Origin of the sequence: Neobacillus sp. PS3-34 (genome assembly GCF_030915465.1) — a bacterium.
In the GTDB taxonomy this organism is placed as follows: Bacteria; Bacillota; Bacilli; order Bacillales; family Cytobacillaceae; genus Neobacillus_A.
This window is the reverse complement of record NZ_CP133267.1, coordinates 4,329,886-4,352,806: the sequence shown is the minus strand read 5'-3', so window position 1 is coordinate 4,352,806 and position 22,921 is coordinate 4,329,886. Positions and strand designations below refer to the sequence as shown.

Sequence of the window (22,921 nt, the reverse complement as noted above, 5' to 3'; positions counted from 1 at the left end):
AGCCTCTGGGGCTCCCTTTCTTTCGTATTAAAACTCTGCATTTCCAGTTGTTCTTGGGAAAGGAATAACATCGCGGATATTGGTCATTCCTGTCAAATACATGATAAGACGTTCAAATCCTAGGCCGTATCCTGAATGCTTGGTTTCTCCGTACTTACGCAGTTCAAGGTACCACCAGTAATCTTCCCTATCCATCCCAAGCTCTTCAATTCGGCTAGCCAATACTTCTTCGCGTTCTTCCCGTTGGCTTCCGCCGATAAGCTCTCCGATTCCTGGAACCAACAAGTCTGTAGCTGCAACAGTTTTGTTATCTTCATTTGTTCTCATATAAAATGCTTTTATCTCTTTTGGATAATCGGTCACAAATACCGGGCGCTTATAAACTTTTTCACACAAATAGCGCTCATGCTCTGTTTGAAGATCCAATCCCCAATCGACAGGATAATCGAATTTTTCTCCTGAATTCTTTAAAATTTCGATTGCTTCAGTATAAGTAACTCTGCCGAAATCAGACCCATATGCATTATTCAGTCTTTCCATTAACGTTTTGTCAATGAAGCTATTGAAGAACGCCATTTCCTCAGGAGCTTGTTCAAGAACATAGCCGATCACATATTTAACCATCTCTTCAGAAAGGTCCATTACATCTACTAATTCTGCAAATGCTACTTCAGGCTCAATCATCCAGAATTCAGCAGCATGCCGCGCCGTGTTTGAGTTTTCAGCTCTAAAAGTTGGCCGAATGTATAGACATTACGGAATGCAAGTGCAAAGGTTTCCGCCGATAATTGCCCGCTTACTGTCAGGTTCGTTTCTTTGTTAAAGAAATCCTTGCTTAAATCCACTTTTCCTTCTTCTGTTTTTGGAAGCTTATCAAAATCCAGAGAAGTAACCCGGAACATCTCTCCAGCTCCTTCTGTATCACTTCCAGTAATGATTGGTGTGTGTACGTAGACAAAGCCTTTGTCCTGAAAGAATTTGTGAATAGCATAAGAAGCAAGTGATCTTACTCTGAAAACAGCTGAAAAAGTATTAGTTCTTGGGCGAAGATGTGCAATCGTTCTTAAGTATTCGAAGGTATGCTTTTTCTTCTGCAATGGATAATCTGCGTTTGAATTTCCTTCAATGATAATTTTTTCTGCTTTGATTTCAAAAGGCTGCTTCATTTGCGGTGTTAATACGTAAGTTCCTTCGACCGTTATAGAAGAACTGATAGGCAGCTTGGCAATTTCTTTAAAGTTTTCCAGCTGGTCATCAAATACCACTTGTACACCCTTAAAAAAAGTACCATCATTTAATTCAATAAAACCAAAAGTTTTGGAATCCCTTACAGTCCGAATCCAACCGGATAACTGAACTTTTTGGTCTGCATAGCTTTCCTGATTTCTGAATAAATCCTTAATTACTGTTTTTTTCATCGTTGTTACCTCCTAAAACATATGTATATAAAAATAAAAACCCTTCATCCCGAAAAGGGACGAAAGGTTTAATTTCCGCGGTACCACCCAAATTGTCATGAAAGACCAACTTTGCAAGCAAAAGCATGCTTCCAGCCAATAACGTGCTGGTGACGTCCAAGCCTACTAGGGAAAATCCTTTTCGGTTAGAAACTCTGAGGTGTTCTTCATTAATGCTTCCTCACCAGGCTCCCACCACCCCTGATTCGCTATGGATTGCAGCAATAATTACTTTCCTCTTCATCGTTTTTAATTTTTTCTATTCATTATTATATAAAATATCATATTAAATAATCAATTTACAACTGTATTAGCATTTATTTGTGAAAAATTTACTAGTTATTTAATTATTACGTGATAGTATTTCTATAAGATCATTGGAAGGTCCTGAGAAAAAGACGGTTTTCCAGCCATTTTTCAATGTGTATGGTCCTTCAACAGGCTTTATTTTGTAGTTTTCAAAACGGGCAAGTATTTCATAGAAATTTTCTGTTTCAAAGCAGATGTGTATGCTCTCTGTTTGGTTGTAAGCTGCAGCTGCTTTTACAAGTTCCAGTTTGAAATCTCCCAATGTCAGAAATTGAATCTCCTCCTCTTCAAACTCTATACGCTCAGCTTCCTGGAATCCTAAAACATCCTTATAAAATTTTATAGATTCACTTAAATTATCAACTTCAAGAGAATAATGGTGAAATTTCAACATGTTTTCACCTCAAATAATTAGATTTATATCCCCGAATTCATGCCACAGGTATTGTTCAAGAATAGCTTCCTGATAGGCATTGAACAGTTTATCCTTTTCCACAAATGCGGACAGCATCGCTAAATGGCTCGCTTCAGGTTCGTGAAGGCCTGTAATAATTGCATCAGCCGCTTTTAATTGGTATTCAGGTGTTATATACAGATTCGTCCATCCTGACAGGGATCCGCTGTTCATTGCAGACTCTAGGGCTCTTACTACGGTAGTTCCAACAGCAATAATTCTCCCACCCGAAAGCTTTGCTTCCATAATCGTAGTCCAGGACTCTGATGGAATAAAGTACTCTTCATGATTGGCTTCAGGCGAATGATCCCATTTATCATCCAATAAATAACTTAGTCCAGTGTGAAGCTGCATAGAGGTAATTTTCACACCCTGACGCTGAAGCTTGAATAATAGCTCCCAGCTGAATGCCCTGCCAGCCGAAGGCATTTCTACGGAACCAGGCTGTGCGGCAAAAACTGTCTGGTAATAATCCAGCTCCCAAGGATGATTAATATATTCATACCTTACAGGTTCACCAACGGAATAAATATGCTGAAATAATTCATTTCCGGTTTTTGAAAATAGAATGGTGACAAGAGGAGAATTATCATTTTTTTTGATGATATTCCCGCTAAGGTCCTCTGAAAAAACAAGCCGATCACCCGGATGACTGGTTTCAGAGACCACCAGCGCTTCCCAGGTTGCCCCGTTTATTCTGCGCGCAAGTCTGACTTCGACTTCCTCACTGAAGTTGTCCTTATGCTTTTTAGCCTTTAATATTGCCGGCAGTGTTCGGCTGCTATTAATAACGAGAACATCTCCAGATTTTAAATAATTGCCTAATTGATCAAACCGGTCATGTGAGGTGATTCCTGTTTTTCTGTCCAATACCATCATCCGGACCTGATCCCTTCTAATTCCTCTTCTTTCAGGTGGCATGCTTGCGTTAAGAGAATCAGGCAGATGGAAAGCTAAGGTATCCTGCAGCATAGTTATTCCTCCCTTTCATGGAATTCTGGCCTGGAACCGCTGTCCGTTAACACCTTTTGAACGATCCGAAGCGAGATATTGGAACACACCGACAAGATCATGAGGATTAGCAAGCTCGTAATCGCAATCTGGAACTGCAAGCTGATGCATTTCTGTATCCATCTCTCCCGGATCAACCATATTCACTCTTACATTAGTTTCACTTACTTCATCAGCCCATGTTTCGGTTAGCCCTTCTACCGCGAATTTCGATATCCCATAGGCACCCCAGCCAGCATATCCAACATTTCCGGCTTCAGAAGTCACATTAATCACAGATCCTTCATTTCTAAGCAGCATTCCTGGAAGCACTCTTCTCGTGACTAAAAAAGGACTGGTTGCATTTACTCTTAATACTTCCAGGAAATCTTCCTCTGGGTAATCAAGCAAAAAAGGCATTGGACTTGGACCCAGGATGGATGCATTGTTAATTAACACATCAATTTTCCCAAATGTTTCCTCTGTCAAAGCGACAAACCGCTCAACATCCCTTGAATTTGCCACGTCTGCCCTAACTGCCAGCACTTCTGCAGCACCTGAATTTTCTGCTTCCCGTTTAATTTGATGCAAGAGGCTCTCTCCTCTTGCGCAAATGGCTAATTTAGCTCCTTCTTTTGCAAAGGCAAGCGTTAATGCCCTGCCAAGACCCTTTGATGCACCTGTTATCATCACAACCATCTCATTTTTCATTCCAATCTCTCCCTCTAATTAAATCGATTATCTGCTTTTATTATAAAATTTATTTCATCTCTAATCTTCATCAGTAAGCAGTAACTTTTCTCAGACTTTAGTCCAATATTGTTCAAGAAAAATATGTTAACAAATTCCTTGGAATTTTCACATTATTTTACAGGAATTAACATCAGTTATGTCGAATTGATTACCGAACGTACGTTTGATTTCTTAAAGGAGGAAGATGGAGTTGGATAAATTAACATGTATTGCATTTATCATGTATCAGTCTTCAGAGAATCAAATTGTAAAAAACCTTGCCATTCAGTTACTTAAGGGGGACACCACCATTAAGGACCTTAAAAAGGATGCATTCGCATTTTCGTACATCACAAATGCAGAAATAACAGCAAAAAAACAAAAAATTAACCGCCTTAAGGTTCAACAGTTTGCAGAAGAATTTTTGATGATAGAAGTATAAAAATTTTAGCCGGCTTGCTCAAGTAAGTCGGTTTTTGTCAATTAATTGTAAAAAATGTATGTATATTAACAGTTAATTTTGTGCTATTCTTAATAAAGAACATATTATCTTGTGGCCTTAAGGTTTAGGATAGTTTGCGAGTTGGTATATAAAAAATAACAACAGTTATTTTAAGAAAATAAGAAAGGAAGATTCTAAAATGGTACAAGTTAATATCACAGTAAATTTTGAAGGAAAAAATTATCTTACAAATGTTATTGCAGCAAAAAATACATCTGAAGAAGAAATTTCACGCCTTGCAATGCAGCAGGTTCAAGATCAATGGAGAAAATAAGGATTTTCTCTTTTTTCATTTCGTAGCCTAATTTCCTTCCCACAATCGAATTTGAAAGAAGGAAACTTAATTTGTACAAAAAAAGCAGCTTTCCAAGGGAGAGCCGCCGATCATTTCTTTTTAATTCATCTTAAACACAATCTTCCCAAATTGCCTTCCCTCTTTCAATTCCTCATATGCTTCTTTGTATTCCTCGATTGAATAAACCCTTTGGGACATTATCGGCCTAATTTCATATTCTTCATAAAAGGAAAGTGCAGCTTCTAAATCGGCTTGTGCTACCATTCCCGTGAAGAGATAATTTACATTTTCTATCTGTTCCTTTTCAATAGGCCCTGACGAAGATCCGAATAGAAGCAATCTACCATAATCAGACAAAGATTGAATACTTGATTCAATTGAACCTTTTCCATTTCCGTCGATTACTGCATCTGCTCCTTTCCCTTGAGTAAATTCCATTACCTTTTCAGCTACATTCTCTTTTTTATAATTGATTCCGTGTATAGCTCCGAGTTGTTTCGCTTTTTCAATTTTTGCATCGGAGCTTGATGTCACGATCACGTTTACTCCCATCCTAACTGCAAGCTGTAAGATGAATGTTGCAACTCCTCCGCCAATTCCCTGGAGAAGAAGTGTTTCACCCTTTTCAAGTTTCCCCTGTACAGTGGTATTCCCCCAAGCTGTGCTTAATGCAAGTGGAACTGCAGCAGCTTCTTCAAATGTTAAGTATTCCGGTTTTTTTAAAATGAAACTTGCAGGTGCTTTTACAAATTCAGCAAAAGTGCCATCGGTTGGCCCTCCTAAAAAGGAAGGAAACACATTTTCATCTTCTTCATCAGTTAATTGTGGATTGATGATCACTTCATCCCCTTCTTTCCATCCTGCAACACTGCTTCCGGTTTCAACAATTACACCTGAAGCATCTCCGCCTGCAATGAAGGACCCATATCCTTTTAATGCCTGCCATTGTTCATTCATATATAGATCTCTGTGATTTAATGCCGCAGCACGCACAGCAATTAAAACTTCTTCAGTTCCAATTAAAGGTTTTTGTACATCCTCCAGTTTAAGTGAATTTTTCTCATCGACATTTACAGTGATTGCTTTCATTATTATTTCCTCCTCTTTTTTTGTAAAATGTTTAATTTACACATGTGACACAGTCTTTAATTTCCCATTTTCATAGTCTGAGAGGCCTGTATGGTATGACAGGCAAGGTTTCAAGTGTGCGAAGCCGAATGATGTAGTCCTTTATATATGAGTCTCTCTTTGCCTCATTTGTACCAGAAGGCATGACAAATGGTTCAATAATGTCCATGCCGGTATAGTACAATTTTTCATGCTGGACATTAAACAATAAATCTTCCATTCTTCCTTTTAATGAATCAACACCGTAATTGTTTAAATCGGCACCCCCAGTCGTAATGGACAGCATTGCTTTTTTCCCTTTCAAGTTGCCTTGGTCGTATGCACCAGGACCGTAGGCAAAGCCGTAGGAAATCACCCTGTCAAACCACCCCTTTAATATCGCAGGCGGATCAGACCACCACATTGGATATTGGAAGATGATAATGTCGGCTTTTTGAATTTTTTCTTGCTCCAACCTTATATCCTTAGCAAATGTACCATTCTCAAAAGCATAATATTGTTCAAGGATGTAATTTAATTTATCTGGATTTTTTAATTCAATGAAGTCATTCTTATCTGCTGCAGCCTTGAATTTCATTTCGTATAAATCTGATACCACAACATCATGGCCTGCCTCGGTCAATTCCTGTACCGCTATTTCTTTTAAAGCACCGTTTAATGACAAAGGCTCCGGATGAGCAACTACAAGCAATACATTCATCTTATTCATCCCTTTTATTCGTTCTATTTGTATAGAACTAAATATATTTTTAATTATAATCGAATTAATTGAAAGTGCAAGAAAAAAATCCCAAACATGGAACGTTTTATTTTTATCGATTATTTGATATGCTTGAAATAATGAAGTTTGGAGTGTGAGGAAATGTCATATAAAGTCCAGGGAGATTTTACTCCGGTTTACGAACTGGCAATCAGCCTAAAATTATATATTGATAAAAAAATGATTAAAAACGCCGATTTAGGTATCGACTGGTACAAAAGGGTTTCAACTGTCCTTGATGAGGAATTTAAAGAATATATTGTGGGATTTAATGAGGAAGCATGCTGTTTCAGTTATTTATTTCTATTAATCTGGCTGTCTCCAAATAAGGAAAATGTAAACGAGTTCCTTATTTGGCTAAAAAAGCTGACACCCGGAGAAATGTATGAGAAGCTTTCTCCGATTGTGGACGAGGCTCTTCCAAATGATTTAGGAAAATTGCGTGATGTTTATGTCAGCCTGCTTTCAAAATGGCAAAACCAATATTTCACGGATATCGATCCTTTAATTGTGGAAACTCTCCAAAAGAATGCCCAAAGCATTACTAAAGCGAAAATAACAGATTCCATTGAATTTGTGGAAAAAGTCTCTGGCGGGATACGCATTCCGTCTTTTGAGAGTCTTGAAAAAATCATTTTAATTCCCAGCTACCACCAATCGCCTTTTATTACCTACCATAGGCATCAATCCATTTTTCTTGTTTTTTATTCTGTTGATTTGCCAAATGATGATTCTTTTGCCCCAAGTAAAGCTTTGCTCCGCCTGGCAAAGGCTGTCTCTGATGAGAACCGGTTGAAAATTTTAAAAAAACTGACAGAAGGACCTAAAAATTTTTCCAGTCTTTTAACGGGGCTTGAGGTTTCTAAAAGTACAGTCCATCATCACATAATGGCTCTAAGGTCCGCGGGTTTAATCAGTGTCCTTGTTTCCGAGGACTGCGGACATGATGAATATATACTCCGCTCTGCAGGAGTCGACGAATTAGCCGGATACTTAAAAAAATATCTTAGCCTTTAGTGATAACTAAAAAAAAATCCGGACAGAGTTAATTGTCCGGATTTTTACTGTTTGTTTTCTAATTGTTTCGTGTGGATTCCACGTAAGCTTACATATGAAACCCTCGCACCGATTAAGGCGAAGGTCATGTCCCACTGTGTATCCCATACATCACGCTGCGTTTTATTCCCACTTGAATGTGTAGCTTGCAATGGCAAATGCCACTGCGAGCCAACCGAATAAAATCGCAAATTCAGGCCAAAGGGTTGCAACGGGTGTGCCTAAATTCATCGTCTCTCTGAGTGCGTTGCTTAAATGAGAGATTGGCAGCAGCTTAACAATTGGCTGGAGGAAATCAGGCATATTTTTGATAGGGAAAAAGACGCCTCCCAAAAAGAGCATTGGGAACGATAGAAAGGCGGCAATCGGTCCGGCGCTTTCGGGAGTTTTAGCAATACCCGCAATGATAAAGCCGATTGCCATAAAGGCAAGTGTCCCGAGAACAACGAGCCCAATAAGCACCAGCCATGATCCCTTTACAGATAAATCAAAAACAAGGTTTGCAATTAATAGGACAAGCAATGCCTGTGTACCATTTAATATGAGCCGTGCTGTAATTTGTGCAGCTATAAAGGTGGAAGCCTTAAGCCTGGTTCCTTGCATCCTTCTCAAAATTCCCCGTTCGCGCCACGCGGAAATCTGTCCGGCCACCCCGTTCATGTTATTGCTCATAATCATCATGGCGACAATTCCTGGTACAAGAAAATCAATATAGCGGAGTTTGACTGCTTCAATTCCTTTGGAAGAGACTTTTAAAATCGGTTTATAATTGACCGCTTTTTTGCTTGCAGTATCGATCATTTGAGAAATTACCGTTATGCCGAGCTGAGAGGCAGCCATGTTTGTTTCGTTATAATAGACAGGGATATCGAGTGCATGGTCAGTTGTTTTACTGATAACCTGTTCTGAAAAGCCTTTAGGTATTTCCAAAGCAAGCTGATTATCGCCTTTTTTTACACTCTTTATTGCTTTTTCTTTTGATGAGAATAAATCTATTTCGATAGTTCCGGCACCCTTAAATGAATTTAAAAGCCCTTTTGAGGCGTCCGTTCCATCATGGTCGACAACCCCTATAGATATTGACAGATCATTTCCATTACCTAAAAACGATCCCATGGTCAGCATTAGCACAATTGGAAAAAACAGTGTCCAGAAAAGCACCTGCCGGTTTCGCAAAAAAATCCTTAGCTGCGCCAATGTTAATTGCCAATATGCTCTCATTCTTCACGAAGCCTCCTTCCAGTCATATGAATAAATACATCCTCTAACGTCGCGGTTCTTGTTTTTAAATCGGATAATAATATACCTTCCTCGGAAGCATATCCGATTAGAGAGGTTAACGTATTCTGCAAATGATCGGTATAGAGTGTGAAAACTTCTTCTCTCCTGCTAACCTGTTTGACGCCATCCAGAGACGCAAGGTAATTCTCATCAATAGAAAGACTACCTCGAAACTCAACCGCACTGTCGGATTGAAGCTGTTTAACGAGCGCATCTGGAGTATCAAGAGCAATTAATTCACCTTTATCCATTATGCCGATTCGGTCACAAAGAACATGGGCGTCATCCATATAATGAGTGGAGAGTACGATCGTTTTACCCTTTTCTTTAAGTTTTAGGATAATGTCCCAAAGAGTACGTCTTGCCTGAGGATCAAGGCCTGTAGTCGGTTCATCAAGGAAGATAATTTCCGGGTCGTGAATAAGAGCCAGAGCAATAGCCAATCTTTGTTTTTGTCCTCCGGAGAGTGCCTTCACCCGTTCATTTTGTTTTTCTGCCAGAATCATTTCATCAATTAAATCTGGAATCGATACATGCTTAGGATAAAAACTTGCATACATTTCGATAATTTCCTTAACTGTTAATAATTCGAATAGAGAAGTTGATTGCAACTGTATCCCTATTACATCTTTAATTTTTTTTTGCTCCTTAATGATATCAAAACCAGACAGCAGAGCAGTCCCTCCGTCCGGCTTACGTAGACAAACGAGCATTTCGATCGTTGTAGTCTTTCCTGCACCATTTGGTCCAAGAAAGGCCAAAACTTCCCCTTTTTCAACTGTAAAACTAACATCGTTTACAGCAGTAAAACTTCCGTATCGTTTTACCAGATTTTTAACTTCGATCATACTTAGCTGCTTCCTTTCCGCCCCTTTTTAGTAATTAAACCCGCAGGTTATCTGCACGCCAGTCTTTAACCGTTTTTTTAATTTCGGCAGGTAGTAATTTTTCGTTAATAGCTTTTTCATATAACGTTGGAAATTCAGCATCATTCGCAAATCTTAATGCAATGATCTGCCCAATCGTTACTTGTGGATCAAGAGTCTTTCCCGTTAAACGATAAAGCCGAAAATTCTCCTCAGTACGAATAACCCTATCTTGTACCTTCAGGGAATATAGGCGTACAAGTGCAAAGGTTAAAACCAATCCCATTGAACCCGTTACCAGCAAAATTGCAGCGAAAACCCCATCTCCATCTTTAAGAGAAAAAATCAGATGGACGATTGAGCCGATAAGTGTAAAAACCATAAGGATTGAACCAACATAATGGTAAGGCGGGTGAATCCGAGCGTGATTTTTTAAGCTTTGTTCTTTCATATGTATCCTCTCCCCTTTTAATACTTATTTCCATTATAAACACATCCTTCCATTTAAACGAATTTTAAATATAAAAAGCCAGCCGATTGTTTACGGCTGGCTCTCTTTATGCTAATTATGGATTTAAATTTCTCAGGCAAACTTGGTAGCTGCCAGTCTATATTCCGCCATAATTGTATCTATTATTTTTTGAACAGGAAGAATGTCTTTTATTTCTGCTACTCTTGAGCCAGCAAATACAAGCCCGTTCTCTGTATCACCATCTAGTGACATTTTTAATGAATCAAGTGTACAAAAACGATAGGAGCAATTTTTTAAGCAATCCAGGCATTTAGCGATTTTTAATTTGCTGTCACCGCTAATCATTTCGGTGAATTTATTTTTTATAGCCCTGCCCTGCAAGCCGACGGTTGTTTTTACAAGGACCAGATCTTCCTTTTTCGCCTCTACATATTTTTGCTTAAAAGAAAGAGGTGCATCACATTCTTCACTGGCAACAAATCTTGTTCCCATTTGGACTCCTGATGCTCCCATATTCAGGGCTTTGGCAAGATCCTCCCCTGTTAAAATACCGCCAGCAGCAATAACAGGAATATTGACTGCCTCCACAACCTCGGGCAGGATATCAAACATTGGCCTGTCCGTCCCTAGATGTCCGCCGGCCTCAAAACCTTCTACAACAACAGCTGCTGCACCCAGGCGCTCTGATAATTTTGCCAATTTAGCAGAAGAAACAATCGATAGAACAGGAATCCCTGCTTCCTTCCCCCATGAATACATGTCCCTGGAAATGCCGGCACCAGAAATAATAAAATCTACTCTTTCCTCCAGGGCAGCCTTCATCTTTTCAGCGAAATCATTCATAGCAAATAATACGTTTACACCTAGATACCCCTTACCTTTCATTATTTGCCTAGCCTTTTGGATATGGGTTCTCAACTCTTCTATAGATATGCCTGTTCCCGAAATGATGCCAATGCCCCCTGCATTCGCTACCGCCGAAGAAAGTCCGCTTAATGATATCCCAACACCCATGCCGCCCTGTAATATAGGAACTTTTGGTGTCATATGGCCAATTTTTAATTGTGGAAAATTCAAAGCCAATACCTCTTTTCATATTTATAGGTGGTTGAATCTCATCCATTGTAACGTTATATTTTAGAAAACGATGTGATAATTATCACCAGGTATTAATACATGGTGATATTTTATATTTTAATTAGGCTGTTTTCGTATACTTTGTTGCTATATAAGGGGTAGTTGATTTTCACTCCAGGATGCTCGCTTTCCGCGGGGCGGGCGGTGAGCCTCCTCGGCGCACAGCTCCTGTGGGGTCTCACCTGTCCCGCTGCTCCCGCAGGACGTTGAATCAGCTTCCTAGAATCAACACCGCACGAAGGAAATGCGAGAGCATTTTCGAGGAGCTCGCACTTTCCGTTCCAATAAACTTCTTTTTCAACGATTTGTTTTTTAAAACCTATTTACAAAACAACAATCTTTTAGAAAACAGCCTTTAATTAAAAATAATAAATTTTTTGTTAATTTAATGTTTATTGGTATTTATCAAGGGTAAATAAAGAGTGCAAGGCCAAAACAAAACAGGAGGGACTGGTCCAAAATGGAGTTAACAGCGACTCAAAGGTTAGTTATTGGCAATGCAAATGACGAAGGGGCATTTGCTGAGCGGTGCATTGGAACGCTCGTCTGTAATCGATATACTTAAGATCGATACGACCCCATGCAAATTGTAACCTTCTCAAGATTCTCTTATATGGAGACTGAAAAAAGGTGCGAACCATTTGGTTTGCACCTTTTTTCATCACCAAAGAAATTATAAAATTAAATGGTGCAGATAACTTCTACAAATTGTATTAATCTAGCTCCACAAGGAAAACGTCGGCAGCATATGCTTCGCACGAAGAAAAAGCGATAGCTTTTTCGAGGAGCACCCAGCCCCTCGGGGTCATAAGCCAAATCACTTCAGAAATCAGGACAAGGAACGCTTCGACAGCATACGCATCGCACGAAGGAAAAGCGATAGCTTTTCCGAGGATGACTGCGCGATTCGTCTTATGCCTGTCAGGGCTAAACAGGGCGCTTGCGCCTTTTGTTTTGAAAAGGAACAGCTTTGTCCAAGCTGCCCCATCCTCCTATTCGCTTTTTGGTTAACCAGAATTTATGTACATAAAATTCTGAACGCATAAGTGCAAATACGTTTTTGCCCTGCTTTAAGGCTCGGCAATCACCGAGTTTTCTTTATTATATAAAGTTCTGTTGGAACAGCTTCCATTAATGGGCTCAAGCCGTTTGTGGCAAAAAGGCGCAGCTCATGCATCGCACGTGTACAGGCTGTGTAAAATAGTTTCCGTTCACTTTCACGTTTATAAAGCGAACTATCATAAAGTATGACTGCGTCAAATTCTATCCCCTTGGCCAAATAAGCTGGAAGGATTAAGACTCCTTTTTCATAAGAGACCGTCCCTTTTTCAATCAATCGGCAAGAAATTCTTTCTCTGATGGCCTCATAAGCACGTTTACTTTCCCCAGCCGTAAGGCAAATAACAGCAATCGTCCGGTGTCCTTCCTTTTTCAGATTCTCAATAGTGTTAATAATTTTTTGATTTAAATGAGTAGTATCCGTGAATGAAATGACGGGTTTATTTCCATTCCGGTTAAAGGGCTCTATTTTGTCTCCACCTACAATTAAATGCTTTGTAAACTCAACAATTTGTCTTGTAGAACGGTAAGTCCTCATTAATTCAATGGTTTCTAAATCTGCACCATCCTTTGGAGGATTGGTTAACACGGTTGCCGAACCCGTTGCACCAGAAAAAATTGCCTGATTATAGTCCCCAAGCAGAGTCATCTTGCTATAAGGGAAAAGCATTTGAATATATGCAAATTGGAAAGGAGAATAATCTTGGGCTTCATCTATAAAAATGTGCCGAACAGAGGTATTCGATTTTCTTCCTTCTATTAAATCCTGCAAATAAACAAACGGTGTGGCATCTTCATAGGCAATTTCTAAATTCCTTAGCTTTAATAAGCTCGTTGCACAGATATCCACCCAATTTTCGGGAACCAGCTGGGCTGATTCCACAGGCATCTTAAATAGTTGCAGGTAAATCGCTGGCAAATCAATAAATTTCATTTTTTTAACCCGCCTAAACACAGGCTTGAATTTTTCCTTAACAACCATTTCAGCTAATAGCCTTTGTTCCCTTTCAAAATCATCAAATGTATTTTCATTATATCGGCTCTTTTCTTGAAGCTTTTTAAATGCTTCCACATAAAAATCTTTATCCAAAAATTGTACTTCTTCCTCGACCCAGCTTTTCGAACGTTCCTGCTTAACTTTCCTTTTCAATTCCTTTAAAAGCCATTCCTTTACAAGTTGCATACGATTAGGTATTGAATAATTCCTGTCAAGGGTATAAAAGAATTCTTCTATTTCCTTTTTGGAGAAGATCGTTGCCTTTCTAAATGTAATGTCTCGAAAAATTAGTCCTTCTCCGGAAAGGTATTGAACATATTGATCAATATTGTTTTTAAAATTAAGAGAAGCTTTGTAGCGGATTCCATCTACACGCACTTTGTAATTATTATCGGAATTAGAAAGTAAATATTCCATTTGGCTAAATGGATCTTCCACCTCAAATTCATTTCCAAGTCTGCTGGTCAAGTATTCCTGAAAAGTGGTTTGCTGCATATTCTCCTCCCCAAGTTCTGGGAGAACAGTAGCGACATAACTATTAAAAAGTGGATTAGGAGAAAAAAGCAGAATATTTTCTGATGTAATGGTTCCGCGATATCGATAAAGTAAATATGCCACTCTTTGTAAAGCAGCAGAGGTTTTCCCACTTCCCGCGACGCCTTGAACAAAAAGAAGCCTGCTGGTTTCGTTACGGATAATTTGGTTTTGTTCTTTTTGAATCGTAGCGACAATGCTTTTCATTTGAGTACTCGCGTTATTGCCAAGTACTTCCTGCAGCATTTCATCACCAATGGTCACGCCTGTTTCGAACATTCCTTTTATATGAGATTCTCGAATAATAAACTGTCTTTTTAACTCCATCTCCCCTTCAATTATCCCTTCCGGTGTCGCGTATTGTGCAGGTCCCGGTGAATAATCATAGTAAAGGCTGGATATTGGGGCACGCCAATCATAAATAAGGAAGTTTTCATCGTTTTTATCCATAAACGAAGCGATACCGAGATATACAGTCTCTGCAGCGGTCTCTCCTTTTTCATGAAAATCAATCCGTCCAAAATAAGGAGAGTACTTTAATCGTGCAAGGGTCTTGAGCTGCTTGTCCATTTGTTTATGAGTACGTTCCCGCTCTGAAAGCAATTCTGCCTGCTGTTTGATGCTGGTATGAGTTTCTAGAATATCATCTGGCTCATCAAAATTGACTGTTACATCCTCCCAGAATGTCTTGCGTAGTTGAAAAACATCTGAGCTAATTTCTCCAGCATTTTTTCTGAGTCTAGCAACTTTATTATTTATTTCCTTTGCAACATAATCCACACGGTTTTGTTCGTTTTGCCATTCTTTATGCTGGATTTCACTCATGTAACCACTCTCCAGAAATATATTTCGGCCTCACGTTTGACATTGAACGAGAAATGTGTTAATGTTATTATAGAGTAATTATATCGTAATAAATAAAAGTACATATGCCGGCTTTCATAATAACATGCACAGGAAAGAATTTCAAGTGCATGTTACTTATGCAACCTTACTTTAAATACCGCCTATGTGGCGGTATTTTCTGTTTTTTGGTCACTTTATACTGCCAGCCTGTATATATCTTTTGCAATTTTAAGGATATCTGTTTTTTGATTTCGGACGTTCAATAAAACTACGACAGATGTTTTACCATTAAAAATAACGTGAATTGAATTCCATCCCCCCAAATATCCTCTGCTAAAAATATAATTATGTTTTACATACATCCCAAGTCCATAACCCGATTTTGATCCGGCCTCAGCATTTTTCTCAATGATTTTTTTGATATGAGTTGCCCGTTCATTAGGGATAAATCGTATTTACATAAATCCGAAGCAGTGGAGTAAATATCTCCTGCTCCGTAAAGCAAAAAAATATTAATTTCTTTTACGGGCTGAAACTGATTCTGATCCTTGAAATATCCCATAGCTGCATATGGTACGGGATTTTCTTTGCTAATAAAGCCGGAATGGTTCATAGATGCCCGCTTAAAAATGTTTTTATCAATATAGGAATGTAATGAAATGCCTGTGATTTTCTCTAAAATGTATCCTAATACCATATAATTAGTGTCTTTGTAATCCCACCTGGTCCCTGCTTGAAAACGGACAGCCTTTTTTTTATTTCTTCGATTATATCTTTAGGTGTGCTATTTTTCCTGATTGAATGCAATCGCCGAATACCCGAAGTATTTGTTAATAAGTGTTGGATTGTTATATTTTCACCATTAGGGAAATGGTCAATATATTTCGAAACAGGATCCTGAAGATTTACCAATCCCCGTTCTTCCAGCTGCATAAAACTAGTGGCTACAAGTGACTTAGTGATTGAAGCAATTGGAAAGGTAGTTTCAGGATGATTCCGTATTTTTTTTTCGAAATCAGCAAAACCGTTCCCTTCGTTAACTATTAATTTATTCCCCGACATGACAGCAATACTTCCATTAATATCGTTATTTTTTAAATAGGAACGGATCTTATTCATTTGCTTTGTATCAGGCTCCAAGGCAGATGCTCTTCTTTCTTTTGCTACTATGTCGTATATTATCCCGTGCTGCTGACAGACTGGAAAAATAAATAAGATTAATGCTAATAAGGTGTAAAGTTTTCGGTTTCCATAATACATATGATAGACCTCAGCTTTCTAGTCAAGGTATTTACCCACCTATATTCTTATACAGATTAAAAAAACCTAACCATAAATTTTTCTTAGTTATATTTCCTCCAAAAGAAGGTGAAAATAATAAAAGTCATTTTCCCGAGGTTAAAATAATGATAATTTGTTTATATTTCACCTTAACGTGGATTATTTTCCTCAGTTTATTATCAACTGGGAATAAATTAGGCTTAATAAAGGCTTCATTCTTGTTCCTAACAGTTTGTTTATTGAATTCACATTTCTATCTTCTAATTTCCGAGAATTTTAAAGGCTTTACGGTAAGTGACAAGACAACCCACTATATTTCATTTATTTTATGGAAGACTTTGATTGTTCCTGCTTTTTTGGTATTAAGTTTTAAGATTTCCAGGGGGATGGTAGCCGCTAAATATTTAATTCTTTTATCTGGAGGTTTTTTTGCGGTATGTATGGCAGTGGTGGATGAAATTGGTAAAACAGTTGGGCTTTATACATATGAGTGGTGGAATTTATTTTGGTCACTGCTTTATTTTTATAGCTTATATCTCAGTACATATTGTTTATACCAATTGTTTATCAAATTGGAGGACGCTTAAAAAATGATTGTTGAAAAAGCTTTCGATTTAAATGATTGGGTTGTATTATTCAGCATCTGCATTATTTGGATTGGTTTCTTCTTTTTGCCTAAACCCTTTTCAAGACAGACTATTGTACTAGTTATGCTGTATGGTGTTACGGTTGCCAGCGTGTTCGATAATTCTTTTGGAGCCAAGGCGTTTGATTTTTACGATATTATGGATGGGCCAGTCTATGATTTAATGGATTTTTTTGTTTATTTCCTTTACCCGCCTTTTGCTTATGCTTTTATTTATTTTCACCGAAAACTGAATATTAGATCGTATAAACTTGTACTTTATATTTTAATTTGGTCCATGCTTTCGGCTGCCGTGGAATTTATTCTTTCCAAGGCGAATGTTTTTACCTATAAAAACGGCTATAGCATTTATTATTCCTTCTGTATTTATCTTACAATCCAGACAGGACTCTACTATTTCTTTAAATCTATAACAAATGATGGATGGTATAAAAGTTGGGTTTGAGGAAAACTTGGTTTACATGTTAATGGAAAAAGTGGATGATTGCACGAATTGAACGCAACAGTAGTCCGAAAAGAAATTCAATTAAACAAGAAACGATTTCTTCCGCTATTTCCAATAAAATGTGCTTACCAATTCCATCTGAACTTTTTTTCCTCTTTTCTTGGAAATTTTTGAATTTCATGTTCTTGTATCTCCGCTTCTTGTATTTTTAATTTTCTATTTACATAATAGAATTAAATTAGAGGTTTTTGAACAGCTTTTTAATGGTAAAAAAATCGCCCTTTTTTGAGGGCGATTTTTTTACCATTAATATATTACTTATCCAATTCGGCCTTTAAATATTTTGCAAGTTCTAGCATGCCATATTTGCCAGCCTTCGCTTCCGCTTCGTGATTATAGTTTGTATTTGAGTTAATATCATACGTATAAATTTCATCATTTGCGTTGCGAATAAACTCAATTCCTGCAATCTGGATGCCATTTGCGGAAAGGAATTCTTCATACTTTTTAAGAATCGGATCATTGAAGCCTTCGATAATTTGAAATTTAGGCTTTTCTTCTATTTCTTCTCCAACGGGGCAGAATAAATCACCGATTTGACAAGCATCTGCAGGACATAGTTCAAAGCCTTCAGACGTATCTACCTTTACAGCATAGACAAACCTTCCACCAACAAATTCACAGCGTGTAATAAAGCTTTCAGGTGCCTGGATGTATTCCTGGATTAAAGTGATGCCATCAACTGGTTCTTCAAAAGCAGGACTCTCCACATACAATCTTAAAGCATCAAAGGTTTGAAATAACTGAACCCCTAGACCTTTTCCTGCGCGGTTGTGCTTCGTTATAAAAGCTTTTCCCTCAAATGTTCTGGCAGCCTCGAGTATTTGTTCTTTTCCAACTGCGGCAACTGTCCTTGGTGTGCGTATTCCGTGCTTGTTCAGCACCAAATATTGCAAGACCTTGCTGATTTCAAGCTGAAGTGCGCGGGAACCATTATAAACCTTACGGCCATGTGCTTCTAGCCATCCTAGAACCTGTGCGGTAAATTCAGCTGCATACCTGTGATCGCGGGTATGGGAGGAGGCACTCATCCGGCTGTAAAAAATCCCTTCCGGCGGTTCAGTTGAAAGATCGAGTGTTCCCTGGTCAAGATGCCATTCTTCATACGGTACCTCCAGTTCCTCAAGCCTTTTTGTAAGATGGATGGTCCATTCACTATTTTCGTGGATTACATATACCTTTTTCAATTCAGAAACCCCTTTCGTATGTTAAAATAATTCCTATTTTAGTGTACTATTGTTTTTCTTTTTTCGACTAATGGCATTACTTCCCTTGCAAACCGCTCCATTTCCTCAAGCTGTGGAGAAAATTGAAGCAGCAATAAGTCCAATCCTGCAGCTTCATATTCCAAAATCCGGTCTGCTATCTGGTCAGGAGTCCCTACCAGGTTTGGCCTTAAACCCCTATTTGATACAGAATAATCCTGAAGTTGAATTTTTTGCTCAAGCTGAGATTTGTTCGTAAAATCGTTAAAGCCTGAATAAGCGCTTGATTCTTTTACAGTGGTGATTTTTTTTAGTTCAGCCTGCGCTTCCTCTTCCGTATCTCGGCAAATGACATAGGCCGCCATTCCAAAAGAAGACAGTGGGATATTGTGCGTTATTGAACGGCGCGCTTTCATTTCGTCCACTTTCTTTTGAATTTCTTCCACTGTCCCGCCATGCATCACATACGCGTCACACTTTTCTACGATTGTCTGTTTGCCTTTTTCACTTTCACCGCCAGCATATAAAATCGGATTCGGGCGCTGTATTGGCTTAGGGGCAAGTTTTGCATCCTTAACATGATAAAACTGCCCTTTATACGTAAAAGAATCTTTTGTCCAAAGCCCCTTCAAAACATCAATGAATTCTTTTGTCCTTTCATACCTCTCATCATGTTCGGTAAAAATGCCTCCATATTGTCGGGCTTCCTCTTCCCACCAGGCGGAAACCACGTTTAAAGAAAATCTTCCCTTACTGATCTGATCGATATTCGCCGCCATTTTTGCCGTTATGGCAGGATTATGAAATCCAGGACGAACAGCGGCCATGATTTCTATTGTATCAGTTACAGCCGCCAGGGCAGCTGCGGTTGACCATGCTTCCAGGGAATCATGCTCAGGTCCTTTAATATCGTTTAAATTCAATTCAGCTACCAATGTCGTTGAGTAACCCCATTTTTCTGCTGACTGAACCACTTCTTTTACATAATCAAAGGTTGGCGGCATTTTTTCATCCTCAACATTTCTCAGCCATCCGCCAAAAATAGGCAGCCAAAATCCGAATTTCATTTCTCATCTCTCCTCTGTCTGAATCACAACTTTTCCAAGTGTAAAACTTGGATTTGAACAATAAAAAAAACTCCCGACAAGAAGAGAGCTTTTAACTACCCTCTTCCTATCTTTCAAACAGGATACTGTTTGATGGATTTGGCACAGTATTCATACGAACCTGTTGCCGAGGCTTCAAAGCGGCCAGTCCCTCCACCTCTCTTGATAAGAAGACAATTATTTTTTGAGTTTTTTAATTATTCAAAATGATAATAAGTGAATTTTTAAAAAATGTCAATATTACAGATTATCATATGTCTTGTTTACATAATATAATTATGCTATTAAACTAGTTGCCTACCTTCTTACCGGATTAGTTTTTCAATCGAAACATTTTTGTATTGACATTTGGTGTTCCAGAAGTATAATTAATAATGCACCTTAAATAATGTCTCAGTAGCTCAGTAGGATAGAGCAACAGTTTCCTAAACTGTAGGTCGGAGGTTCGAATCCTCTCTGGGACACTAGAAAAAATGAAGCTCTTCCATTGGAAGAGCTTCATTTTTTTATAATTATATGCATACTTACTTAAGTGTAGCGGTTGATAATTCAGGGCTGTCCGTTGCTTTTGTTTGATTCCTTGTCAGCTTCGGTAAAACGATAAGATAATAACTCCCCACACCCAACATAAGAATGCCGATGGCGTAATATATGGTTTCCATTTTTATATAGGCCGGGAAAATGACCGCAATGATTCCTAGGGAAACAGAATGGGCTAACATCATCAAAGGATCAACCCAACCTGAAACTCTTCCCATAAACTTTGGATCTACTAACTCTGTCATCCATCCTGAAAGAGCCACATTCACCGGCGCTAAAATTACACCCATAATGAAGACCAGTGTAAAATAGAGCCATATGTTTTCCAGAGTGCCTAAAATAAGTGTAAAAACTCCGGTTAGGAGTACTCCACCAATTAATACTCTATGAACCTTAAATGTTTGAATAAGTCGATTGCCAATCCCGCTCCCCACTACAAAGCCAATTCCTAAAAAAATAGAAAACATGGAAGAATACTGCTCATAATTGTCTGGCGCCATTTTGTATTTCATTGTAAAAAGCGGAAGAACGGCAAAACCACCATTAATTAGACCAAAAACTAAAAATCCAGAAACAATCGATTTTAAGAGCTTGTAATCAAGAATATACTTTAGTCCATCTTTAAAATCAGTGAGCACGGTAGAAATATTGATTTCTTTAATATGTGTTTTTCCATTTGGAAGTCGTGCATCAAGAGGAATATTGCAGCTGCCAATTAAGAATGCAGATATGACAAAGCTAATTCCATCAATCATCACAGTTCCCATTAATCCTAAATAATGATACGAAATGGCCCCATCCCCATTCCAAAAAGCATAAATAATCCCATAACAGTTTGATTGAGGCCTGATGCCTGCATATACTGCTCTTTATCAAGAACGCCCTGTAAAATACTCATTTCAGCGGGAGCGAAGAATTTGGATACGGTGCTTCGTATAAATAAAATGACAAAAACCAGCCATAAAATGTTGAAGTAAATAACAGCTAATAAGAGGACAGTTAAACCCGCCCGAATCCAATCTGAGTTTACAGCAATTTTTTTTCTGTCCAGCCTATCTGCAGCTACCCCGACCAAAAAGAAAACAAATAAAATCGGCAATGAATACATTAACTCCGCAATCGTTGCGTAAAATGGCTGTTTACTAAAATGATCCAGTAAATAAAAAGCAAATGCTACATTGCCGATCGTCGATCCAAGCTGTGACGTAAATGTAGCTAAAAACAATTTTGTGAAAAGCCTATTTTTAAAAATAGTCATTTAGATTCCCCTCCCATACCTTTAACTTGTAAAATATCTTTTAAAACCAATTTGAAAAGTCTGAGTTGTGCTTCAACACGTACATTTTTGTTGCCAGCAGCTTTGGTGTGAAGCAGAACGCCCTCAAAATAAGAGGTGATCATTTTAACAATGACCTCAACGTCAGCTTTTGGTGTAAACTCACCGTTTGTAACTCCTTTTTGTAAATAGGTAATGAGGTAATCATGCTGCTTTCGGTAGTGCTCCTCAAGAAATGAACGACGCTCCGGCTGCTTCCATCCGCTGATAAAGTATTCATATATAACAATGGCTAAATCATCACCAGCATTATTCAGTTGCTGTTCCAATACGTCGATTATCCCACACAGACCTTGCCAGATTGGAAGTCCACTTGTTGAGAGGTTTGTAATCTGTGCTTCTGTTTCTTTGTCATTTTGGCCAAAATAGCCTTCATGATTTCCTCTTTGCTTGAAAAATAAATATAAACCCAGCCGCGGCTCATGCCTGTTTCATCCACAATATCCTGCATGGTTGAGGTTACAAAACCTTTACGTACAAATACCTCCGTTGCAGAATGGATGATATGCATTCGCCTTTTTTCTTTCTCGCTTTTAGATATTTTAGGTGTCAAAACTTAATCCTCCAGAACGAAATAAAAATGACATTGTTGTCATTTTTTATTGTATTGAAGAGGCATCATATTAGCAAGTATTTTTTGGTAAATTTTATCTTTTAATAAATATAATGGAATTTTTTTACGATACCTATCTCGCACGCTTAACTAAAAAACGCTGAACCTTAAGATGAAGGCTCAGCGTTAAATGGGTATTGTTATCTTAGGTATGTCAGGAATCACACAGCTCAATAAAATCGGTTTCATCAAATTTGTCCTGATAAAGCTTTGTGGGTATCTCTACTTTAAAGTACTTTACCTTTAACAAATTTACCGAAATAAGTTCCGATCCCATCACTCTATTATATTTGTCCCTGACAGGAAATGAAATCCATGAATCTTTCTTAAGATATGAAGAAATAACCTTTTGGGAAACCATTTCTGCATTATCCGCTTTCACTGGCACAGCTATTGTATGTTCTTCATCATAAAAAAATCTTAGTACATACCTATTCGCCATCTCCGACTCCCCCTATCACTGTTATTTATATTAAGTTCATTATTTATTATGCAGCCAGTACGAATATATTTTTTCGGAATTTTATTTACAAAATTTATCAATTAGATTATTATCTAATTAGATTATTATTGAATTAGATTCACATGATTATTGAGGTGATTTCTTGTGTTTCAAACCCTAAAAGAGGAAAACTCCTATCGGAAATTATTCTTTGCTGGAATTGTTAATGGTATCGGTGATCGTTTCAGTCAGGTTGCATTACTGACAATCATTTTGGAAATTACAGGGTCGGGAATGGCAGTGGGTATTACGATGGGATTGCGAATGATTCCCTTTCTCCTTTTCGGCCCTTAAGCAGCAAATTTGCCCATA

24 protein-coding genes, 1 tRNA gene, 1 pseudogene, 1 riboswitch and 1 other annotated feature are annotated in these 22,921 nt (G+C 38.2%); of the genes and pseudogenes, 6 read left to right on the top strand and 20 right to left on the bottom strand.

Features of this window, described 5'->3' with window-relative positions:
* Nucleotides 1–27: 27 nt before the first annotated feature.
* From asnS to RCG23_RS22870, 4 genes and pseudogenes are all read right to left on the bottom strand, one after another.
* A pseudogene (gene asnS / locus RCG23_RS22885) lies at nt 28–1,418 on the bottom strand (asparagine--tRNA ligase).
* A 52-nt stretch (nt 1,419–1,470) separates the two neighbouring features.
* Nucleotides 1,471–1,710, bottom strand: a binding site (T-box leader).
* 90 nt (nt 1,711–1,800) lie between these two features.
* The gene (locus RCG23_RS22880; protein WP_308177541.1) at nt 1,801–2,157 is read right to left on the bottom strand and encodes a VOC family protein; all 357 of its coding nucleotides are present in this window, start codon (nt 2,155–2,157) and stop codon (nt 1,801–1,803) included.
* 12 nt (nt 2,158–2,169) lie between these two features.
* Complete coding sequence (locus RCG23_RS22875) at nt 2,170–3,192, bottom strand: S-adenosylmethionine:tRNA ribosyltransferase-isomerase (protein WP_308177540.1); 1,023 nt, start codon at nt 3,190–3,192, stop codon at nt 2,170–2,172.
* A 15-nt stretch (nt 3,193–3,207) separates the two neighbouring features.
* A complete protein-coding gene (locus tag RCG23_RS22870; protein ID WP_308177539.1) occupies nt 3,208–3,921 on the bottom strand; it encodes an SDR family oxidoreductase in 714 nt (237 codons plus the stop codon).
* 232 nt (nt 3,922–4,153) lie between these two features.
* On the opposite strand from RCG23_RS22870, the gene RCG23_RS22865 reads away from it, so the two are divergent.
* Nucleotides 4,154–4,384 carry a hypothetical protein gene (locus RCG23_RS22865; RefSeq protein ID WP_308177538.1) on the top strand — a complete coding sequence of 77 codons (231 nt, stop codon included), beginning with the start codon at nt 4,154–4,156 and terminating at the stop codon, nt 4,382–4,384.
* Between the two features lie 199 nt (nt 4,385–4,583).
* The gene (locus tag RCG23_RS22860) at nt 4,584–4,718 is read left to right on the top strand and encodes a BA3454 family stress response protein (RefSeq protein ID WP_308177537.1); all 135 of its coding nucleotides are present in this window, start codon (nt 4,584–4,586) and stop codon (nt 4,716–4,718) included.
* A gap of 120 nt (nt 4,719–4,838) precedes the next feature.
* Here RCG23_RS22860 and RCG23_RS22855 read toward each other — a convergent pair whose 3' ends face one another.
* Entirely contained in the window at nt 4,839–5,828 is a 990-nt protein-coding gene (locus RCG23_RS22855; RefSeq protein ID WP_308177536.1) for a quinone oxidoreductase family protein, read from the bottom strand.
* A 70-nt stretch (nt 5,829–5,898) separates the two neighbouring features.
* On the bottom strand, nt 5,899–6,567 hold the full coding sequence (locus RCG23_RS22850) for an NAD(P)H-dependent oxidoreductase (protein WP_308177535.1): 669 nt from the start codon (nt 6,565–6,567) through the stop codon (nt 5,899–5,901).
* Nucleotides 6,568–6,729: 162 nt separating this feature from the next.
* Here RCG23_RS22850 and RCG23_RS22845 point away from each other — a divergent pair, with 162 nt between their 5' ends.
* Entirely contained in the window at nt 6,730–7,644 is a 915-nt protein-coding gene (locus tag RCG23_RS22845; RefSeq protein WP_308177534.1) for an ArsR/SmtB family transcription factor, read from the top strand.
* 162 nt (nt 7,645–7,806) lie between these two features.
* Here the strand turns inward: RCG23_RS22845 and RCG23_RS22840 are convergent, their stop codons facing one another.
* The 7 genes from RCG23_RS22840 to RCG23_RS22810 form a co-directional block, all read right to left on the bottom strand.
* A complete protein-coding gene (locus RCG23_RS22840) occupies nt 7,807–8,904 on the bottom strand; it encodes an ABC transporter permease (RefSeq protein ID WP_308177533.1) in 1,098 nt (365 codons plus the stop codon).
* Entirely contained in the window at nt 8,901–9,812 is a 912-nt protein-coding gene (locus RCG23_RS22835) for an ABC transporter ATP-binding protein (RefSeq protein ID WP_308177532.1), read from the bottom strand. Before RCG23_RS22835 ends, RCG23_RS22840 begins: the two co-directional genes overlap by 4 nt.
* A gap of 34 nt (nt 9,813–9,846) precedes the next feature.
* Nucleotides 9,847–10,281, bottom strand: a complete 435-nt coding sequence (locus RCG23_RS22830; protein ID WP_308177531.1) for a DUF6526 family protein — start codon at nt 10,279–10,281, stop codon at nt 9,847–9,849.
* 132 nt (nt 10,282–10,413) lie between these two features.
* The gene (locus RCG23_RS22825; RefSeq protein WP_308180152.1) at nt 10,414–11,349 is read right to left on the bottom strand and encodes an NAD(P)H-dependent flavin oxidoreductase; all 936 of its coding nucleotides are present in this window, start codon (nt 11,347–11,349) and stop codon (nt 10,414–10,416) included.
* 1,174 nt (nt 11,350–12,523) lie between these two features.
* A complete protein-coding gene (gene helD / locus RCG23_RS22820; RefSeq protein ID WP_308177530.1) occupies nt 12,524–14,854 on the bottom strand; it encodes an RNA polymerase recycling motor HelD in 2,331 nt (776 codons plus the stop codon).
* Between the two features lie 373 nt (nt 14,855–15,227).
* On the bottom strand, nt 15,228–15,572 hold the full coding sequence (locus RCG23_RS22815) for a serine hydrolase domain-containing protein (RefSeq protein WP_308177529.1): 345 nt from the start codon (nt 15,570–15,572) through the stop codon (nt 15,228–15,230).
* The gene (locus RCG23_RS22810; protein WP_308177528.1) at nt 15,563–15,994 is read right to left on the bottom strand and encodes a serine hydrolase domain-containing protein; all 432 of its coding nucleotides are present in this window, start codon (nt 15,992–15,994) and stop codon (nt 15,563–15,565) included. Before RCG23_RS22810 ends, RCG23_RS22815 begins: the two co-directional genes overlap by 10 nt.
* 752 nt (nt 15,995–16,746) lie before the next feature.
* Between RCG23_RS22810 and RCG23_RS22805 the strand changes: the two genes are divergently transcribed.
* Entirely contained in the window at nt 16,747–17,247 is a 501-nt protein-coding gene (locus tag RCG23_RS22805; RefSeq protein WP_308177527.1) for a hypothetical protein, read from the top strand.
* A gap of 314 nt (nt 17,248–17,561) precedes the next feature.
* On the opposite strand, the gene RCG23_RS22800 is transcribed toward RCG23_RS22805, so the two are convergent.
* Nucleotides 17,562–18,494, bottom strand: coding sequence for an ATP-grasp domain-containing protein (locus RCG23_RS22800; protein ID WP_308177526.1), 933 nt, complete (start codon nt 18,492–18,494; stop codon nt 17,562–17,564).
* 38 nt (nt 18,495–18,532) lie between these two features.
* On the bottom strand, nt 18,533–19,579 hold the full coding sequence (locus tag RCG23_RS22795; RefSeq protein WP_308177525.1) for an LLM class flavin-dependent oxidoreductase: 1,047 nt from the start codon (nt 19,577–19,579) through the stop codon (nt 18,533–18,535).
* A 103-nt stretch (nt 19,580–19,682) separates the two neighbouring features.
* A riboswitch (SAM riboswitch) is annotated at nt 19,683–19,790 on the bottom strand.
* 218 nt (nt 19,791–20,008) lie between these two features.
* Here RCG23_RS22795 and RCG23_RS22790 point away from each other — a divergent pair.
* Nucleotides 20,009–20,082, top strand: a tRNA-Arg gene (locus RCG23_RS22790).
* Between the two features lie 60 nt (nt 20,083–20,142).
* Here RCG23_RS22790 and RCG23_RS22785 read toward each other — a convergent pair.
* From RCG23_RS22785 to RCG23_RS22765, 5 genes are all read right to left on the bottom strand, one after another.
* On the bottom strand, nt 20,143–20,913 hold the full coding sequence (locus RCG23_RS22785; protein WP_308177524.1) for an MFS transporter: 771 nt from the start codon (nt 20,911–20,913) through the stop codon (nt 20,143–20,145).
* 17 nt (nt 20,914–20,930) lie between these two features.
* Nucleotides 20,931–21,416 carry an MFS transporter gene (locus RCG23_RS22780; protein ID WP_308177523.1) on the bottom strand — a complete coding sequence of 162 codons (486 nt, stop codon included), beginning with the start codon at nt 21,414–21,416 and terminating at the stop codon, nt 20,931–20,933.
* A complete protein-coding gene (locus RCG23_RS22775) occupies nt 21,413–21,763 on the bottom strand; it encodes a hypothetical protein (protein ID WP_308177522.1) in 351 nt (116 codons plus the stop codon). Before RCG23_RS22775 ends, RCG23_RS22780 begins: the two co-directional genes overlap by 4 nt.
* An 8-nt stretch (nt 21,764–21,771) precedes the next feature.
* On the bottom strand, nt 21,772–22,047 hold the full coding sequence (locus RCG23_RS22770) for a TetR/AcrR family transcriptional regulator (protein ID WP_308177521.1): 276 nt from the start codon (nt 22,045–22,047) through the stop codon (nt 21,772–21,774).
* 214 nt (nt 22,048–22,261) lie between these two features.
* Nucleotides 22,262–22,549, bottom strand: a complete 288-nt coding sequence (locus RCG23_RS22765) for a hypothetical protein (protein WP_308177520.1) — start codon at nt 22,547–22,549, stop codon at nt 22,262–22,264.
* Between the two features lie 165 nt (nt 22,550–22,714).
* On the opposite strand from RCG23_RS22765, the gene RCG23_RS22760 reads away from it, so the two are divergent.
* On the top strand, nt 22,715–22,903 hold the full coding sequence (locus tag RCG23_RS22760) for a hypothetical protein (protein ID WP_308177519.1): 189 nt from the start codon (nt 22,715–22,717) through the stop codon (nt 22,901–22,903).
* The last annotated feature ends 18 nt before the right edge of the window (nt 22,904–22,921 follow it).

Coding starts and splice junctions, on each gene's coding strand:
- RCG23_RS22875 (WP_308177540.1), bottom strand. CDS start 3,192: ATGCTGCAGGATACCTTAGCTTTCCATCTGCCTGATTCTCTTAACGCA.
- RCG23_RS22870 (WP_308177539.1), bottom strand. CDS start 3,921: ATGAAAAATGAGATGGTTGTGATGATAACAGGTGCATCAAAGGGTCTT.
- RCG23_RS22860 (WP_308177537.1), top strand. CDS start 4,584: ATGGTACAAGTTAATATCACAGTAAATTTTGAAGGAAAAAATTATCTT.
- RCG23_RS22855 (WP_308177536.1), bottom strand. CDS start 5,828: ATGAAAGCAATCACTGTAAATGTCGATGAGAAAAATTCACTTAAACTG.
- RCG23_RS22850 (WP_308177535.1), bottom strand. CDS start 6,567: ATGAATGTATTGCTTGTAGTTGCTCATCCGGAGCCTTTGTCATTAAAC.
- RCG23_RS22845 (WP_308177534.1), top strand. CDS start 6,730: ATGTCATATAAAGTCCAGGGAGATTTTACTCCGGTTTACGAACTGGCA.
- RCG23_RS22840 (WP_308177533.1), bottom strand. CDS start 8,904: ATGAGAGCATATTGGCAATTAACATTGGCGCAGCTAAGGATTTTTTTG.
- RCG23_RS22835 (WP_308177532.1), bottom strand. CDS start 9,812: ATGATCGAAGTTAAAAATCTGGTAAAACGATACGGAAGTTTTACTGCT.
- RCG23_RS22830 (WP_308177531.1), bottom strand. CDS start 10,281: ATGAAAGAACAAAGCTTAAAAAATCACGCTCGGATTCACCCGCCTTAC.
- RCG23_RS22825 (WP_308180152.1), bottom strand. CDS start 11,349: ATGACACCAAAAGTTCCTATATTACAGGGCGGCATGGGTGTTGGGATA.
- helD (WP_308177530.1), bottom strand. CDS start 14,854: ATGAGTGAAATCCAGCATAAAGAATGGCAAAACGAACAAAACCGTGTG.
- RCG23_RS22815 (WP_308177529.1), bottom strand. CDS start 15,572: ATGGTATTAGGATACATTTTAGAGAAAATCACAGGCATTTCATTACAT.
- RCG23_RS22810 (WP_308177528.1), bottom strand. CDS start 15,994: ATGAATAAGATCCGTTCCTATTTAAAAAATAACGATATTAATGGAAGT.
- RCG23_RS22805 (WP_308177527.1), top strand. CDS start 16,747: ATGATTGTTGAAAAAGCTTTCGATTTAAATGATTGGGTTGTATTATTC.
- RCG23_RS22795 (WP_308177525.1), bottom strand. CDS start 19,579: ATGAAATTCGGATTTTGGCTGCCTATTTTTGGCGGATGGCTGAGAAAT.
- RCG23_RS22785 (WP_308177524.1), bottom strand. CDS start 20,913: ATGATTGATGGAATTAGCTTTGTCATATCTGCATTCTTAATTGGCAGC.
- RCG23_RS22780 (WP_308177523.1), bottom strand. CDS start 21,416: ATGACTATTTTTAAAAATAGGCTTTTCACAAAATTGTTTTTAGCTACA.
- RCG23_RS22765 (WP_308177520.1), bottom strand. CDS start 22,549: ATGGCGAATAGGTATGTACTAAGATTTTTTTATGATGAAGAACATACA.